General features: G+C 36.2%; 14 protein-coding genes. 8 read left to right on the plus strand and 6 right to left on the minus strand.

Annotated elements, in window-relative coordinates:
- Nucleotides 1–30: 30 nt before the first annotated feature.
- Both uxuA and J3U69_RS00865 read right to left on the minus strand, forming a co-directional pair.
- Nucleotides 31–1,107 (minus strand): mannonate dehydratase, encoded by a 1,077-nt coding sequence (gene uxuA, locus J3U69_RS00860; protein ID WP_220220918.1) that lies wholly within the window; start codon nt 1,105–1,107, stop codon nt 31–33.
- Between the two features lie 29 nt (nt 1,108–1,136).
- On the minus strand, nt 1,137–2,768 hold the full coding sequence (locus J3U69_RS00865; RefSeq protein WP_267412745.1) for a mannitol dehydrogenase family protein: 1,632 nt from the start codon (nt 2,766–2,768) through the stop codon (nt 1,137–1,139).
- Nucleotides 2,769–2,970: 202 nt separating this feature from the next.
- Here J3U69_RS00865 and J3U69_RS00870 point away from each other — a divergent pair, with 202 nt between their 5' ends.
- From J3U69_RS00870 to J3U69_RS00895, 6 genes are all read left to right on the plus strand, one after another.
- A complete protein-coding gene (locus J3U69_RS00870) occupies nt 2,971–3,621 on the plus strand; it encodes a GntR family transcriptional regulator (RefSeq protein ID WP_220220920.1) in 651 nt (216 codons plus the stop codon).
- Between the two features lie 390 nt (nt 3,622–4,011).
- A complete protein-coding gene (locus tag J3U69_RS00875) occupies nt 4,012–5,460 on the plus strand; it encodes a glycoside-pentoside-hexuronide (GPH):cation symporter (RefSeq protein ID WP_267412746.1) in 1,449 nt (482 codons plus the stop codon).
- A 31-nt stretch (nt 5,461–5,491) separates the two neighbouring features.
- Nucleotides 5,492–7,087: a tagaturonate epimerase family protein gene (locus J3U69_RS00880; RefSeq protein WP_220220922.1), complete on the plus strand. Its 1,596-nt coding sequence runs from the start codon at nt 5,492–5,494 to the stop codon at nt 7,085–7,087.
- A gap of 37 nt (nt 7,088–7,124) precedes the next feature.
- Entirely contained in the window at nt 7,125–8,537 is a 1,413-nt protein-coding gene (gene uxaC / locus J3U69_RS00885; protein WP_267412748.1) for a glucuronate isomerase, read from the plus strand.
- A gap of 216 nt (nt 8,538–8,753) precedes the next feature.
- A complete protein-coding gene (locus tag J3U69_RS00890; RefSeq protein ID WP_267412750.1) occupies nt 8,754–10,148 on the plus strand; it encodes a glycoside hydrolase family 28 protein in 1,395 nt (464 codons plus the stop codon).
- A 108-nt stretch (nt 10,149–10,256) separates the two neighbouring features.
- Nucleotides 10,257–11,762, plus strand: a complete 1,506-nt coding sequence (locus tag J3U69_RS00895) for an MFS transporter (protein ID WP_267412751.1) — start codon at nt 10,257–10,259, stop codon at nt 11,760–11,762.
- 335 nt (nt 11,763–12,097) lie between these two features.
- On the opposite strand, the gene J3U69_RS00900 is transcribed toward J3U69_RS00895, so the two are convergent.
- Nucleotides 12,098–12,334 (minus strand): DUF2188 domain-containing protein, encoded by a 237-nt coding sequence (locus J3U69_RS00900; RefSeq protein ID WP_220220926.1) that lies wholly within the window; start codon nt 12,332–12,334, stop codon nt 12,098–12,100.
- 418 nt (nt 12,335–12,752) lie between these two features.
- Nucleotides 12,753–12,941 carry a hypothetical protein gene (locus tag J3U69_RS00905; protein WP_220220927.1) on the minus strand — a complete coding sequence of 63 codons (189 nt, stop codon included), beginning with the start codon at nt 12,939–12,941 and terminating at the stop codon, nt 12,753–12,755.
- Nucleotides 12,942–13,036: 95 nt separating this feature from the next.
- Between J3U69_RS00905 and wecB the strand changes: the two genes are divergently transcribed.
- Nucleotides 13,037–14,179 (plus strand): non-hydrolyzing UDP-N-acetylglucosamine 2-epimerase, encoded by a 1,143-nt coding sequence (gene wecB, locus J3U69_RS00910; RefSeq protein ID WP_220220928.1) that lies wholly within the window; start codon nt 13,037–13,039, stop codon nt 14,177–14,179.
- A gap of 105 nt (nt 14,180–14,284) precedes the next feature.
- Here wecB and J3U69_RS00915 read toward each other — a convergent pair whose 3' ends face one another.
- Together J3U69_RS00915 and J3U69_RS00920 are read right to left on the minus strand one after the other, a co-directional pair.
- Nucleotides 14,285–14,818: a GtrA family protein gene (locus J3U69_RS00915; protein ID WP_267412752.1), complete on the minus strand. Its 534-nt coding sequence runs from the start codon at nt 14,816–14,818 to the stop codon at nt 14,285–14,287.
- Nucleotides 14,811–15,257, minus strand: coding sequence for a flavodoxin (locus J3U69_RS00920; RefSeq protein WP_103752059.1), 447 nt, complete (start codon nt 15,255–15,257; stop codon nt 14,811–14,813). Before J3U69_RS00920 ends, J3U69_RS00915 begins: the two co-directional genes overlap by 8 nt.
- Nucleotides 15,258–15,397: 140 nt before the next feature.
- On the opposite strand from J3U69_RS00920, the gene map reads away from it, so the two are divergent.
- Nucleotides 15,398–16,225: a type I methionyl aminopeptidase gene (gene map, locus J3U69_RS00925; RefSeq protein WP_267412753.1), complete on the plus strand. Its 828-nt coding sequence runs from the start codon at nt 15,398–15,400 to the stop codon at nt 16,223–16,225.

Below are 16,225 nucleotides of genomic sequence, written 5' to 3' on the forward strand. Positions count from 1 at the left end.
TTGATTATCTAAAAAAGGGGAAGTATTTTATTATCGATGGTCTTTATTGATAGCCTCCCATAAGCCGTTAAGGTAGTTAATGCTCAATGCACGATCATATAGGCCATATCCAGGACGGCCATTTTCATGCCAAATATCACGACCATGATCTGGACGAATATAGCCCTGATAATCATTGTCATATAATGCTTTCATTATTTCGTACATGTCTAATGAACCTTCACTGGATAATGCAGCTGATTCATGGAAGTCACCGTCATCGTTTATAAATTTAATGTTTCGTCCATGAATAAAGAAGACACGATCTTTAGCTGCAAATTCACGGATAATTGCGGGAACATCATTTTGCGGATTTTCACCTAAACTACCACAGCAAATGGTAAATCCATTGTATGGGGATTCGTGTAGCTGTTCAATTTTAAGCATATCATCTCGATTCTTATATATTCTTGGTAAGCCAAACAATTCACGTGGTGGGTCGTCAGGGTGCATAGCCATTCGAACATCGTATTTTTCGCAAACAGGAATAATTGCATCTAAGAAATATTTTAGATTGGCTGTTAATTTTTCAGTATCGACATCTTTATACGCTGTCATCAGACGTTTAATCTCAGCCATACGTTCAGGTTCCCATCCAGCTTGGACATAACCGTTTGAATTTTTTTGCATTGCATCCGCAATACTTTGCGGATCATCGGTAAGGTATTTTTGCTCAAAAGCCATTGCCGTTGAACCATCAGGTAAAAGATAATGTAAGTCGGTTCTAACCCAATCGAAGACAGGCATGAAGTTGTAACAAATAACCTTAACACCATATTCGGCTAAATTACGGATTGTTTCAATATAGTTTTCAATGTACTGGTCTCTGGTTGGCAGACCAATTTTGATATCATCGTGAATGTTAACAGATTCAATCACTTCAAGCTTTAAGCCAGCTGCTTCGACCTCATCTTTTAGGTGTTTGATTTGGTCCTTCGGCCAAACCTCGCCGGCTGGTATGTCAAACAGAGTACCAACAACTTGAGAAACGCCAGGAATCTGCCGAATATCTGATAGGGTGATGGAATCGTTATTATCGCCGTACCAGCGAAATCCCATGTTTTTCATAATTAAACTTCTTTCTTTAATTTGTCTTGTTATTTTTTATTTTTAACTGTTTCATGCAGCGTCTTGCGAACAGCATGTTTGCCAGCAATTAACTGTTTAAAGTAGTCTTCGACTTTATTGCCGAGCCCAATTTGATACAAATCATTGCCAAAAATACTCTTGTTAGCCAAAATTGGCTTAAGGGCTTGGTGAATTTTAGCTTGATCATCGTCATTTAAGTTGATTCCTGCCACATATGACTTAAGGTCATCTAGTAGTGGATCAGGGCTTTGAGTAAATTCGTTGCCATTATCATCTATTCCCATTAAATAGCGACACCATCCCGCCAAAACAAGTGGGATAAATTCAAGGCTTGTAACATCAAGTTGAGGGTCATCAAGATAATGTTGAATGGTAACGCCATAGCGAATAGCAATCTTTTGGGATGTATCACTAGCAATTCTTTGTGGCGTATCAGGAATATTTTTATTTGGTAAACGCATAGTAATGAGCTCATCAATAAATTTCTTGGGATTAATAATCTTAGGATCTTTTACTACCGGTAAATCTTCCTTATATCCTAGGGCTTTGATTAAACCTAATAAATCATCATCTGTTAGTTCATCAGCAATTGAAGTGTAGTCTAAAAGATTACCGTAAATTGCCAAAGCAGTGTGTAAAGGATTCAAACAAGCCGTTACCTTCATTTGGTCTGCATCATTAACGGTTTCGCGGTCAGTTAAAATTACGCCAGCTTTTTCAAGCCGAGGCCGACCATTAGGGAAATTATCTTCGATTACCAGATAATGCGTTTTTTCTGTATTGCCAAATGGAGCAATGTTTGTATGTTTTTTTGTGTGCAGAATCGTAGTATTAGCAAATCCGCTGCTCTTTAATCTATCTGCAACGCTTTGAGCCGGGTTAGGGGTAATCCGATCAATCATTGTCCAAGGAAAAGAAACTTTTTGTGGATCTTTAAGGTACGCAATAAACTCCTGGTCAACAAAGCCGTTTTTAAGCCAACCTTCAGCAACGCGCAAGACTTCTGTTTCTAACTTTAAGCCGTTTTGCGAAAAGTTATCAGTTGAAACCATTGCAATTGGTAATTTGCCTGCATTGTATCTAGCATAAAGCAGGTGAGCAATAGCCCCCATATTTGTTTTAGGCTTTTCAGGCCCGTTTTGAATATCTTCCTTAGCAGCTTGAGTTAGCGCTCCACTAACATCAGTTAGAGCGTAACCTTTCTCGGTAATTGAGAAAGTAGCAAATTGCAGGGATGGTTTGGTAAAAATTTCAGTTAGCCGGTTCCAGCCTTTTTCGCTGGCTTGATTAAAGTAAACTGCTTCACCAACACTAGCCAAAAGTTCTTTTTCCAAGCTACCATCACTGTTCATTACAACCCGCAAGATACGATTATGGTAGGCATTATAAATTTTCTCAATTACTTCATCATCATATGTTTCTGCGATTGTAACACCGCTAGTCAACTCATGATTATTTATAAGATCTTGAGCGATTTTTGCATGAAAACAGCGAAATAAATTACCACCTCCAAAATGAACCCATACAGGTTTTTCTTTAGTTGAGTTGGAGATTTTTGATTGGTCAAACTTTGGTATTGCAATAGTTTGAGTTGAAAAATCAGCACTTTTAGCTAAATAGTCGTCATTTAAACTAAGCACGTCAATAAAATCCTCCTTAGTAAGTATGTTTTTGATTAAGATATACTAATATATTACAATGTAAGCGAATTCTTAGACTTTGTCAATAACAAATCTAAGATTTTTATTTTATTGCTCCTGATAAATAAGAAAAAGTAGTATTATTGTAATTAAAGAATCTAAAATATTGGAGAGGTCACTGATTATAGCAATGATTTCAAGCATGAAGGAAAAAGTTTATAATACTATTTTACAAAGAATTATTAGCTTGGCATATTTACCAGGTGAGAAAATATCGGAGAAAAATTTAAGTGAAGAATTAAATATCGGTAGGACACCAATCAGAGAAGCAATACTGCAATTAAGAGAAGAGGGATTAATTAAATCGGTCCCGCAGTCCGGTACATATATTTCGAAAATTAATTTACAAAAGGCGAAAGATGCACGATTTTTGCGGGAAAGTGTTGAGACCAAAATTATCCAAGAATCTATTGCTAAGCTCAATGAATATGATCTAATGGTTTTACAGCAAATTATTGACAGGCAGAAGTTAGAAGTAAGAACGACTCATGATGATATGCGGTTTTTCGAATTAGATGAGCAATTTCATCATTACTTTTATAAGGCAACGGGAAGAGACCAGGTATGGCGCTGGTTGCAAATGAGTAATATGCAGTTAAATCGTTTTCGGGTACTGCGTCTTCGCAGCAAGAGCTTGTCTTGGGAAACTTTAGTTGATGAGCATGAAGAACTTCTTGAGGCGGTAACTGAAAAGAAGACTAGCAAAGCCACTAAGCTTATTTCCAGTCATTTGCATCGGATGTTGACTGAGGAACCGACTTTACGCCAGGATTACGCTGATTATTTTGAATAATTTTTAGTAAAATAGCATTTTTAAAAGACTGATTTATGATTTTAAGTCATAAGTCAGCCTTTTTTATTTCATTATTTTGATAATTTAATTACACCGCAGCCATAAAATAAAAAAATTAGAAACTGGTAAACATTACTGACACTAGGAATGATACTAAATAAAGCAAACAAAAAATAATTTTTGTGTTGACAGTTAAATTCTTAAGACATATGATGAAACCGATTACAGATATACTAATATATCATTAATGGAACTGAGATTTAAGTCGCATGTGTTAACAACCGTTTTAGTTTTGATCACTGTTTACTTTACTTCTCAAGGACATAGCAGCTACAAAAAAGTTTAGTTAACTCTTTTTTGCTTAGTGAAAATTTAATATGGAGGTGTGTAATGGAAAGCATTAATTCAGATGATACTTCAGAAAGTTCAAAAAAAGATAGTAAGAATCTGGTAAATGATTCTTCCAAACAAATACCTGTATACCAAAAGATTGCTTATGGTTTTGGTGATTTTGGCAATGGTTTTATGTTTGATTTGGGCCAGTCTTATCTAACTAAGTTTTGGATAGATGGAGTCGGAATTGGTGCGGGTGTTGTTGGTGGTATTTTTGCTTTTACAAAAATTTTTGACGCCTTTATGGATCCAATCGCTGGATCAGTTGTTGATAACCGGAAGCATATTGGAAAACGTGGTAAATTTCGACCGTTTATGATGGTTTCTGCCATTATTCTAGGCGTTTTAACGGTTTTAACTTTTACAATGCCAAATAATCTGACGATGACGCAAAAGATTATTTACGCTTATGCGGCTTATATGATTTGGGGCTTAACGTACTCGTTTACTAATGATCCGTATGGTTCATTGGCTTCAGTTATGTCGCGCAATTCACAAGATCGCAGTTTTATGGCGACCACCCGGCAAATTGGCTCTGTCGGAGCCCAGTTTATTGCGGGAGTAGCTTTTATCCCACTGACAGTAATGATTGGTGGTAGCAATCAGAAAAAAGGATATTTCTTTGCCTCACTCATTTTTGCGATTATTGGCGTCTTAATGTTTGCAATTTGTTACTTTGGTACAAGAGAGAATGTTCATGTTAACCGAAAAAAGTCAGCGCAAAAAGAAGGCTTTAAGGATTACTTTAGGGTTATTTTCAAAAATGGACCTTTAGGCGCAATTATCCTAATGACGCTGTTCACTATTTCAGCGATGAATACCAATAATCAGATGATGGTTTTTTATGCCGAATATAATTTAGGCAACATTGGCCTGCAGCCACTTATTAATGCAATCATGATGGGTTGCTCAATTGTTGGTGTTTTTATGATTCCTTTCCTTACCAAACATTTTGGCCAAAAAAAGACTGCGATGTGCAGTTTTATCATCGGAGCCGTTGCTAATTTGTTGAACTTTATTTTACCCAACAATGTCGTGACTTTTATTATCTTGGTAACAATTGGTTACACGGCACTAGCAATTCCTAACGGAATAACCTGGGCAATGGTTTCAAATGCAATTGACTACGGTGAATGGCGTTCTGGTACGCGTAAGGAAGGTATAACATATGCCGCTTTCAATTTCTCACGCAAAATAGCCCAGTCTCTAGCTGCACTTGTTTCTTCAGGTGTGTTGGCCTTGACTGGTTATGTTGCTAATGCTCCCCAAACGGCGAGTGCTTTACAGGGTATCAAGGCAGCAATGACTTTATATCCAGGTGTTTGCCTACTTTTAGCAGCAGTAGTTATTGGTTTCTTATATAAATTAGATGATAAAAAATTCGCCCAAATTGCTGATGACCTAGATCATGGTCGTTGGGAAGGCGGAAAAATTAGTGATAACTAAAAATTAAGAATAAGAAATGGAGAATAAAATAATGGATTTAAATAAATTATTAGGCGATGTTAAACAGATTTTACAAGCAAATGGCAAATATGATGGCTTAACGAATAAAGAAATTTATGTTCCTTCCATTCAAGTTGATCGACGGAATGTTTACTTTATCCTTCACCACATGGGCTCAAATGGAATTATGCAAAAGAGTTTAGTTGCTTATGAAAATCGGTTGACGGCAACAGATTTTGAGGCCGAAGAGTCGTTAACAGATGTTGATTCAACTTTACTAGTCGGTCGTCTGAATGAAAGAAATAATAAGGCACTATCTAAACGTTTCCTTTGGATGAGACCAACTTCAAGACGCAACTACAAATATTCTTTCGGTCTTGGTGATAGGTTAGGCAATGCTTCTAATGCTCATATTAGATTGTTTAAGGGTCGTAATGTTATGCCAGTTTTAGCACAGCAATCGATTCGTGAACTAACTTTAATGAACAGAACCAATACAGATGTCTTTTTATCTGCAGCATGGGCCGTGTTTGAAGAAGGCTTTACTTATGGTTGGGGTGCTGATGGTGACCACGTTAAAACTCCTTATGAAGTTGACTATGCAGTTAAGATTGGTTGCTCGATCATTACGCTAGATTTAACGGAAGTAGTTAATAATAAGGCGGTTAACTTAAGTGATGAAGAATTAGACCGCCAGTTTAATGCATTAGATCCAGCCCAAATTAAGTATTTCAATGAGGCATACCTAAACAAGACCTTTGATCTTGGCAATGGTTATTCTGTTAAATTTAGTAAACATGATGTTGAAGAGTCAGTTTTAACGTTTTATGACGCTATTCTGTTCGCTATTAATGTTTATAACAAATATATCGTGCCGTATAATTTGGACCTTGAAATTTCAATGGATGAAACGCCTTATCGAACAACCAATGCCAACCACTACTTCTTTGCTAATGAATTGAAACAACGTGGTATTACGCCAACTTCTTTAGCACCAAGATTTGTTGGTGAATTTCAAAAGGCAATTGATTATATCGGTGATCCAAAAGAATTTGAAGAAGATTACAAGATTCACGAAGCAATCGCAGAACACTTTGGCTATCGCTTAAGTATTCACTCAGGCTCTGATAAGCTATCTGTTTATGAAATTATTGGTAGGATTTCGAAAAAGAATGGCTGGCATGTTAAGACAGCGGGTACTAACTGGTTAGAGGCACTCAGGGTAATTGCACATAAGGATCCAAAATTTATGGTCGAATTATACAAGTTTGCCTACGAAAATCTGGATGCCGTAAAGGACTTCTATGTCTTTAACGCTCAAACAGATGGTACGGCTCCAAAACCTGAGGATATTAATCCTGATAATGTCAATGAATTGCTAAACAATGATGATTCAAGACAAATTTTACATACTATGTTTGGTCCAATTATGAACTTGAAACATAATTATCATTATGTTTACCGCGATAAATTCTGGGATATCTTACTTAAGAATCAGGATCTTTATGACAAGTACTTGAATATTCATATTGCAGAGCATTTAGACTTATTGCAAGGAGTAGTTAAGACTAAGCAAGAAGCTCTCGACAAGAACGAGCCTAAAACAGATATTTCAAAGGAAAAGTAAATCAGCTAGCAACTAGTCAAGGAGGTTCTAAGCTACTATGAGTTTGTTAAATAAAGATTTTTTACTGGAAAATAATCTTGCTAAGACACTTTTTCATGATTATGCCCAAAAAATGCCGATTATTGATTTTCATTGCCATTTGAACCCAGAAGAAATCTACGAAAATAAGAATTATCCAAATATTACTCGGATTTGGCTCAATGAAGGTACTTATGGTGATCATTATAAGTGGCGCTTGATGAGAGCAAATGGCGTGGATGAAAAGTATATTACTGGAGATGGCGACGAATATCAAAAATTTGTTGAATGGGCAAAAACAATTGAGAAATCTTATGGTAATCCACTCTACGAATGGACACATTTGGAGCTGCGGCGTTTCTTTAAGATTAATGACGAATTGACAGAAGAATCTGCGCCTAAAATTTGGCAAGAAGCTAATCGGTTGCTTCAAACAGAGCAATTTAAACCTAGAAATTTAATTAAAAATTCTAATGTCAAGGTGGTCTGCACAACCGATGATCCAGCATCGGAATTGAAGTATCACAAATTGTTGAAAAAAGAAGAAAAACAAAATGGCTTTAAGACACTTCCTGCTATGCGGCCAGATAAGCTTATCCAAATTGATCGCGGAGAATATGGCGAATACTTGGAAACTTTAAGTAAGGTTTCGGGTGTAAAAATTAGCAAATTTAGCGATATTGTCGCTGCTTTGCATCAACGCTTCGAGTTCTTTACTCAAATGGGTGGCAGACTATCAGATCATTCATTAGTTAAATTTCATTTTAATGAAGCTAGTGAAGAAAAGCTGGATGAAATTGTGCAAAAGGGTATTAACAATGCACCTCTTAAGCAAGAAGAAATTGATCAGTATTTAACAATACTGCTTGAAAAATTAATGGAATTAAATAATGAGTTTGATTGGACAATGCAGTTTCATATTAATTCTAATCGTGATTTGAATCACCCGATGTTTGAAAAAATCGGTCCTGATACTGGTTATGATGCTGTTGGTACCCAACCTGACATTGTTGCTCAGTTTACTAAGTTATTCACCAAAATGCAGGATACCGACCAGATTCCGCGTACGATTTTTTATTCATTAAATAATAACGACTGGATGGAATTGGCAACAATGATGGGTTGCTTCCAAGGTGGAACTAAGCAAAAACTGCAGCTTGGTGCCGGCTGGTGGTTTAACGACACTGCTGAAGGAATTGAAAACCAATTACGAACTTTTGCGCAACAAAGTTTGTTGCCAAACTTTGTCGGAATGCTCACGGATTCAAGAAGTTTCTTATCGTACCCGCGCCATGAATACTTCAGACGGGTATTATGTAATTTCTATGGCAAGTTAGCTGAACAAGGAAGAGTTCCTGATAATCCAGAAAAATTAGGAAAAATTGTCCAAGATATTTCTTACAATAATGCCAAAAATTATTTTAATTTCTAAAAATGATTGATTTAGTCTTAATAACTCTTGAAAACAGCCTAAAATTAAGTGCTTTTCTGTAATTGACAGATATTTTTACATTAAGTCGACTTAACTTCATCATGAGGCCTAATGAATGCTGTAAATCAACTGAATAAGACAGCTAGCCACTTTCAAACTAGCGATTAAAACACTTTTATTGATCAAACATACTTTAAATAAAAGGGGACATCATAAGTGAACTTTTTGAAAAAGATTGTACAATTTCTGGGAATGATTGCAATTGGATTTTTGATGACCGGTACTAATAACGTTACTGCTAAAAAAGTGACGAATAACAATGTAATTACCATAACAAGGCAAAACGTAAGGAAAAAAGATGCTACGACAACTATTCAAGCGGCAATAAATAAAGTGGCAGTACATGGTGGAGGAAAAGTAACAATAGCAGCTGGAACTTATCACGTAAAATACCTAAATTTAAGAAGCAACCTAAATTTGCACCTTTGCAACGGTGCAAGAATAATCTTCTCAAACAAATTTGCCACTTTTCCAGCAATAAAAACGAGGTATGAAGGCACGGAAACTAAAATGCGCCATCCCGATATTTATGGTAACAATGTTCATCATGTTCAAATCACTGGTAACGGGACTTTAGATGGTAATGGGCAAGCTTGGTGGAGAATGTATCAGCAGGCAAAAAGTGGTCCTTTAAAAGGCAAATCATTTACACCTTATCAATATTCTCGTCCGTACTTAATTGCTTTTGATCATAGTTCTGAAATAAAAATTACTGGTATTAAACTAATTAATTCTCCTACCTGGACAATTCATCCCCTTGAATGTAATGATGTTTTAATTCAAGGCGTTACAATTGATAATCCTTTAGATTCACCCAATACCGATGGGATTGATCCCGAATCATCCCAAAATGTAAAAATCCTAAATAATTCCATTAGCGATGGTGATGATTGCATTGCTATTAAGTCAGGAACAGAAAAAACAACGCAAAAAAGCCCGAGCCAAGACATTATTATTAGTAATAATATAATGAAACACGGTCATGGTGGCGTTGTCTTTGGTAGCGAAATGAGTGGTGGTATTGCAAATGTTGTGATTAGTAACAATGTCTTTGATCACACCGATCGCGGTATCAGGATGAAAACTAGACGTGGACGTGGTGGTCAGATTGAGAACATAACTGTGACAAATACTATTATGCAGTCTGTAATTACACCAATAGCAATTAATGAATATTATGGTAAAAGTGGGTCAGTTTCAGCAAATTATTTGACTAGTGAGAAACAACCTATTAATGAAAGTACACCATGTATTAAAAATATTACGATTTCAAATACTTTTGCTTCGGATGTTTCCGCTGTGGCCGGTTTTATTTATGGCCTGCCAGAATCACCGGTCTCTTGCTTAACGATCACCAACTATTCAGTTACGATGCAGCCTAATGCAATTGCCAAGGCACCAGAAATGATTGAACATAGTCAAAAATATGCGGATGCTGGCTTTTGGCTTGAAAACACTGCAAACATCAAAATGAATAATGTGACACTTCAGGGTTCAAATACGGGAATGTTCAGTCATAATCAAAATAATTCTGGTCTAAGTGTTAAATAGTAAATTATTTTGCCGTACTGTTAACAAGAGTAATACTTAAAAAAACTGCTTAAATTAAGACAAATCATAGAATAATGAATTTACCTTTAATTAGCAGGGGGAAGGAATGTGAAGTTATTAGATAAAATTTCTAAACGAGTTTATACCAAACGAAAAGTAACCACCAAAACTGCTATCGCCTACGGTATTTCAGACTTTATCGGTGGTGGCGGACAGACAATTATTGGTGCTTGGCTGTTATATTTCTACACTTCGTTTTGCAATTTAACGGCTACTCAAGGTGCAATTATTGTAGCAACTGGTAAAGTTGTTTCTGCAGTATTTGGCTTTATTCTTGGCGGGGTTTCGGATAATTTTTATCGAACTAAATTAGGTAAAAGATTTGGACGACGACATTTCTTCCTGTTTTTAGGTGCCCCATTTTTACTGGTATTTGCATTAATGTGGGTAGGCGGACTGAATTTTTGGTATTACTTAGTTACTTTCTGTCTCTTTGATGTAGCAATAACCATTACGATTCCCTATGAAACTTTACCGACAGAAATGACTACAGATTTTAATGAACGAACTAAATTATCTACGGTTAGAATGTTTTGCTCAGCAAGTGCCACCTTTCTGGCAACTTGGATACCGGGGCAATTATTTAAAATTTTAGGACAAAATAGTCCAATGCCATTTCTACTTATGGGGCTAATATTTACCACAATTTTTATCGTTTTTATTAATATCACAGCTTTTAATACGTGGGAAAAGCCTGTAAGCGAACTGGTTACGGCAGATAGTGAACAAGCAAAAAGGCCCAGGAAAGTTCTGTGGGAAGCGATCAAGTCTTATTTTGCAACTTTTAAAAATAAGAGTTTTCGAAAGCACTTAATAATCTACCTGTTTTCTTTTACGGGAAAAGATGTTTATAACACTACCTTCACTTATTATTGTGTTTATGTGCTTGGCGTGACCGCTACTGTTGCTGCTAATATGTTGTCGCTATCAATTATTGGTTTAGTAACTTCTTTACTTGGCGGCTTATTAATTATTAAAATTGGACCACGCTGGCTTTATGTTGGTGCTTATTCACTCATGTTATTAATGCTGGCAGGATATTTTGTCCTTGGCAAGGTTCGCCCCGCAAATATTGTACTCTGGTTATTTATCATATCTTTGCTTTACCAAGTTGGCCGTTCACTGCTTGAATTTATTCCGTGGAATGTCTATCCTTTTATTCCTGATACTGATGAAATCGTCACGGGTGAAAATAGGGCAGGTGTCTTTGCCTCAGTGATGACCCTATTAAGAAACTTAACTGCTTCATTAGCAACCGTTCTAGTTGGCATGTTTTTAGATATGCATGGACTTGTCAAAAATGCAACGGTTCAGTCGTTCGAAACTAGGAATGCTATATTATCAGCATTGGTAATTGGCGCTGGTGCATTAATTTTAATAGCATTATTGACATCACTGACATTTAAGTTAAATAAAAAGAATCATAAAATTATTGTTGATGAAATATCTCGCTTGAGAAATGGTGGTTCGAAATCCTTAGCTACTAAAGAAGTAAAGCAAGTTGTAAAAGAGCTGACTGGAACATCTTATGAAAAAATCAAATTGGGTAAATAAAACATTTAATTCAGCCGCAACTTCTTCTTGTTTTAATTCATTAGCAAAAGGATAAGTAACTGCAAAATTAGTTTTATTATTTCAGCCAACGTAAAATACGCGGCTCCAAGTTAGTTGGAGTCGTGTATTTTTATATCAAAAAAGTCTGATTTCCTTTTGGGAGATCAGACCACATTACGAAAAATTTATTCGCTTTTGCTTGCACTAATATTTAAAGTTAACGCAAAATATATAAATAGAGTACTAATTATAGTTCTAATCCACTAATATAAGTGGATGTTAAGCGGTAATATTATTGTCAATAGATAGAATTGTTTGTAAGATTAATCGGTTATTTAACCTTTTTTATAAGGATCATCATGGCCATAAGAATTCTTTAAGTTAATTTTGCCGTCCCGTTTTTGGCTAATTAACTCGGTTTTTTCTTTTTTGGCACGTTCTTTGGCAAATTCTAATGCATCATCTTTACGATCAAATATTTTTAAAGGTTTTTCTTCACCAGCGATCTTAACAGCCCATTGATCACCGTGAGTTGTAACCCAAACATTTTTTGTAACTTCTTCTTTACTCATTTTATTCACCTCTTTTCGCACTTTCTACCGTGATTATACAACAGAAATATTTTTAAGAGTTAAATGATGCATATTGAAAATATGTTTACTTTTTCATTCTGCTGCAAAAATTACTAAAGACGATATTTGCTAACAAGACAATAAATACCGCAAAAGTAGTTTCTTCTGCGGTATAAAGCTTAAGTTAATGTGAGTTTGCCGATTTTTTCTCTGTGTTAAGAATAGATGGCTGTTAACGGATTAAAAGATACACATCAAAATTAGTATCAATTTCATCCATGGCATTACGCTATTATGCAATACTTGTGAACTTAGCAAAGCAATTTCCTCATACTGTGTAATCATTTATAAAAATTGCTGGTTATAGATCACAATCTTAATTTCATTAGCACAAAGAGTGCCAGTAATATTAAGAATTTTAGGCAAGTGGTGAACGAAAAAGGCGGTACATGATAACTGCAATCAAACAAAAGACAACTATTGCTGCAATAAATAACTGAAGACGACTTTTACGTGTTTTACGTACGTCAAAACTGAAAACTAAGCAAAAGGCAGCAACTACAATTAGTGGTGCAGTTCCAAATAGTAAAACCGAATTAACTCCCATTTTTTCACCAACTTTTATTTTTATGATAATTAAACCACATCGGCTTGAGTTTTTCTTGTCAAATTAATATGATTAATATAGAAAAGGAGGATCTTATGACCAAAATTAAAGTAATGCTGGTTTTTGGCACAAGGCCAGAAGCAATCAAAATGGCGCCTTTAGTACTTAAATTAAAAGCGGATAATCGCTTTGATGAAATAACGGTTGTAACTGCTCAACACCGAGAAATGCTTGATCAGGTTCTGAACATTTTTAAAATAACACCTGATTATGATTTTAATATTATGAAAAAAAATCAAACCCTTGAAGGAGTTACAGCAAAAGTTTTGCTTGATCTTACTGATGTGATTAAAAAAGAAGATCCTGATATTGTGCTGGTTCACGGTGATACAACTACTAGTTTTGCTGCAAGTTTAGCCAGTTTTTATCAACAGCGGCCAATTGGCCACGTTGAAGCGGGGCTAAGAACATGGAATAAGTATTCACCGTTTCCTGAGGAAATGAACCGGCAAATGACAGATGATCTAGCCGATTTATATTTTGCGCCGACTAAGCTCAGTAAAGAAAACTTACTAAAGGAAAATCACAAGGCAGATAATATCTTTATAACTGGGAACACGGCAATTGATGCTTTGCATGAGACGGTTCAGGCCGATTATCATCACGAAGTCCTTGATTTAATCGAGCCAAAGCACAAAATAATTTTAGTAACAATGCATCGACGTGAAAACCAGGGCGAACCAATGCGGCGCGTCTTTAAAGTAATGCGCGATGTGGTTGACAGTCACAATGACGTCGAGATAATTTATCCGGTTCATATGTCGCCTAAAGTTCAGTCAGTAGCAAAGGAAATACTGGGCAATGATCCCCATATTCATTTAATCCCACCGCTTGATGTTGTTGATTTTCATAACTTAGCTAAACGAAGCTATTTCATTATGACTGATTCGGGCGGAGTTCAAGAAGAAGCTCCTGCTTTGAATAAACCGGTTCTGGTTTTACGTGATACAACGGAGCGTCCAGAAGGGGTTAAAGCGGGCACCTTAAAACTAGTGGGCACGCAAGTTGATGCTGTCCGTTCTGCTATGCTTGAATTACTTGAAAATAAAACTGCTTATAATCAGATGGCCAATGCCAAGAATCCTTATGGTGATGGTCATGCCTCCGAGCGCATTATGGAAGATATTGCTTATTACTTTTCTGATCATAAAAATAAGCGTCCAAGGGATTTTACTTAAATCAGAGAATTTATTTAAAATAAAAAACTGCTGAGTCATATCACAATGACGCTCAGCAGTTTTTTATTGCCTATTTTGAACCTAATTAATGGGTCTCAACGACTTCTAATTGTCCTTTTTATTTTGATGAGTCTGTATTCTTTTTTTAGCCCGTTCAATCATAGTTGTTTCCTGTGCTTGAAAAACAGAGCGCGTCGTCAAATAATTGAAAATTCCGACTAAAATTTGGTCAATAATTTTAACTAAGAGCGCGTTGAGTTTTAACCAAGATAGACCAACCAGCATGATTAAACTGTCCGGAATTAGACTAATAATCCGGTAGGTAAAGAATACGAGTAATTTTTGCCAAGTTGAATGCTCCAAATCAACGTTATTAGTAAAGACCGCTTTTTGATTAAAAACAAAAGATGCCAGATTTGAAATAACAAAAGCAATCGTATTGGAAATTAAAACTGGGCTATGCAAGTATTTATGTAATACCATGAAGGCTACAGTATTAATTAGCGCAGCAATAAAGCCAAAAAACATATAAACGAATAAGTTTCGGTGCCTTTTGACTAAATGTTGTCCTAAACGATGAATTGTTGGATCAGCTGTGGAATTAAACTTGGATGTATTATCGCTTTTTTCTTTAATCATTTAATTGATCAGCCATTTCCTTTGCGGCGTTGTCAATTGCAGAAATTGCCTCATCATCAGGTGCATTTTCGATAGTTACCGGTTTGGTAACTTCTGTTGCTCCAACTTGTTTAAACATTTTTTCAAAATCAAAAACATTTTCACAGAAATGGTCGGCATATACCATGTCTCCACTACCCATGACGGCGAAGTACTTACCGCTTAAATCTAGTTCCTTTAGTTGCTCATAAAAATCGGCAACATCATCGGTCATTTTACCCTCGCCATATGTGTAGGTGACAAAGATGCACAATTCACTTGCTAAATAATCACTAGCATCTGTGAATTCTGCTTCACTGGTTTCGACATCAAAGCCCAGATCTTGTAAGTCTTCTTCCAAGATATCTGCCATATCGGCATCGTTACCAGTCATACTAGCATAGACAATTCTAGCCTTCATCCTTCTCCATACCTTTCTTATTTTTTTGCTTATCACAATATTATACATAATTTCACCGTCTTGATGAAATTCTTTAGTAAAGTTTTAAAAAACGCTATAATGTTAGTAAATATCATTTTACTAAGAGGAGAAGTTTAATTTTGATTACAATTAAATCCGTTCGTGAACTTAAAGGTATGCAGGCTTCAGGCCGTCTACTGGCGTCAATGTTTGAGGGCCTTCGGGATGTGATTAAGCCAGGAATTACAACTTGGAAAATCGAGGAGTTCTGCCAAGAATTTGTCAAAAAAAGGGGCGGACGATTGTCAGAGCAAGGCTTTGAAGGTTACAAATACGGCACGTGCGTCTCAGTTAACGATCAAATTGCGCACGCAACCCCGCGTAAAGATACCATCCTAAACGAAGGTGACTTAGTAAAAGTTGATGTCACCTGCAATCTTAATGGCTTCGAAACTGATTCTTGTACTACATATGCCGTAGGCAAGATTTCGGATGCGGATCGTGACCTTATGGAAACAACCAAAAAAGCTATGTATCTTGGAATTGACCAAGCGGTCGTAGGCAACCGAATTGGTGATATTGGTGCGGTGATTCAACATTACGTTGAAGATGAACATCATTACGGTGATGTTAAGGAGCTAGTTGGTCACGGCATCCAGCCAAGCATCCATGAAGATCCTGAAGTACCGCATTGGGGTAAAGCTGGACACGGATTGCGCTTGCGTGAAGGTATGACTATTACCGTTGAACCAATGGTTGAAGCGGGAGGCGATTGGCGCATTGAACAAAAAACGGTTGCTGATCCAAATGATGATTGGGTATTTTATGCAACCCCAGACGGTTCAAAGTCAGCGCAATTTGAGCACACCTTTGCAATCACTAAAGATGGTCCCAAAATTTTGACTTTACAAAAACCTTATGACGGTTACGAAAAGTATTTACCACACTTTGATGAAATGGATGACTAA

This window comes from Lactobacillus sp. B4026, from assembly GCF_026535825.1.
In the GTDB taxonomy this organism is placed as follows: domain Bacteria; phylum Bacillota; class Bacilli; order Lactobacillales; family Lactobacillaceae; genus Lactobacillus; species Lactobacillus panisapium.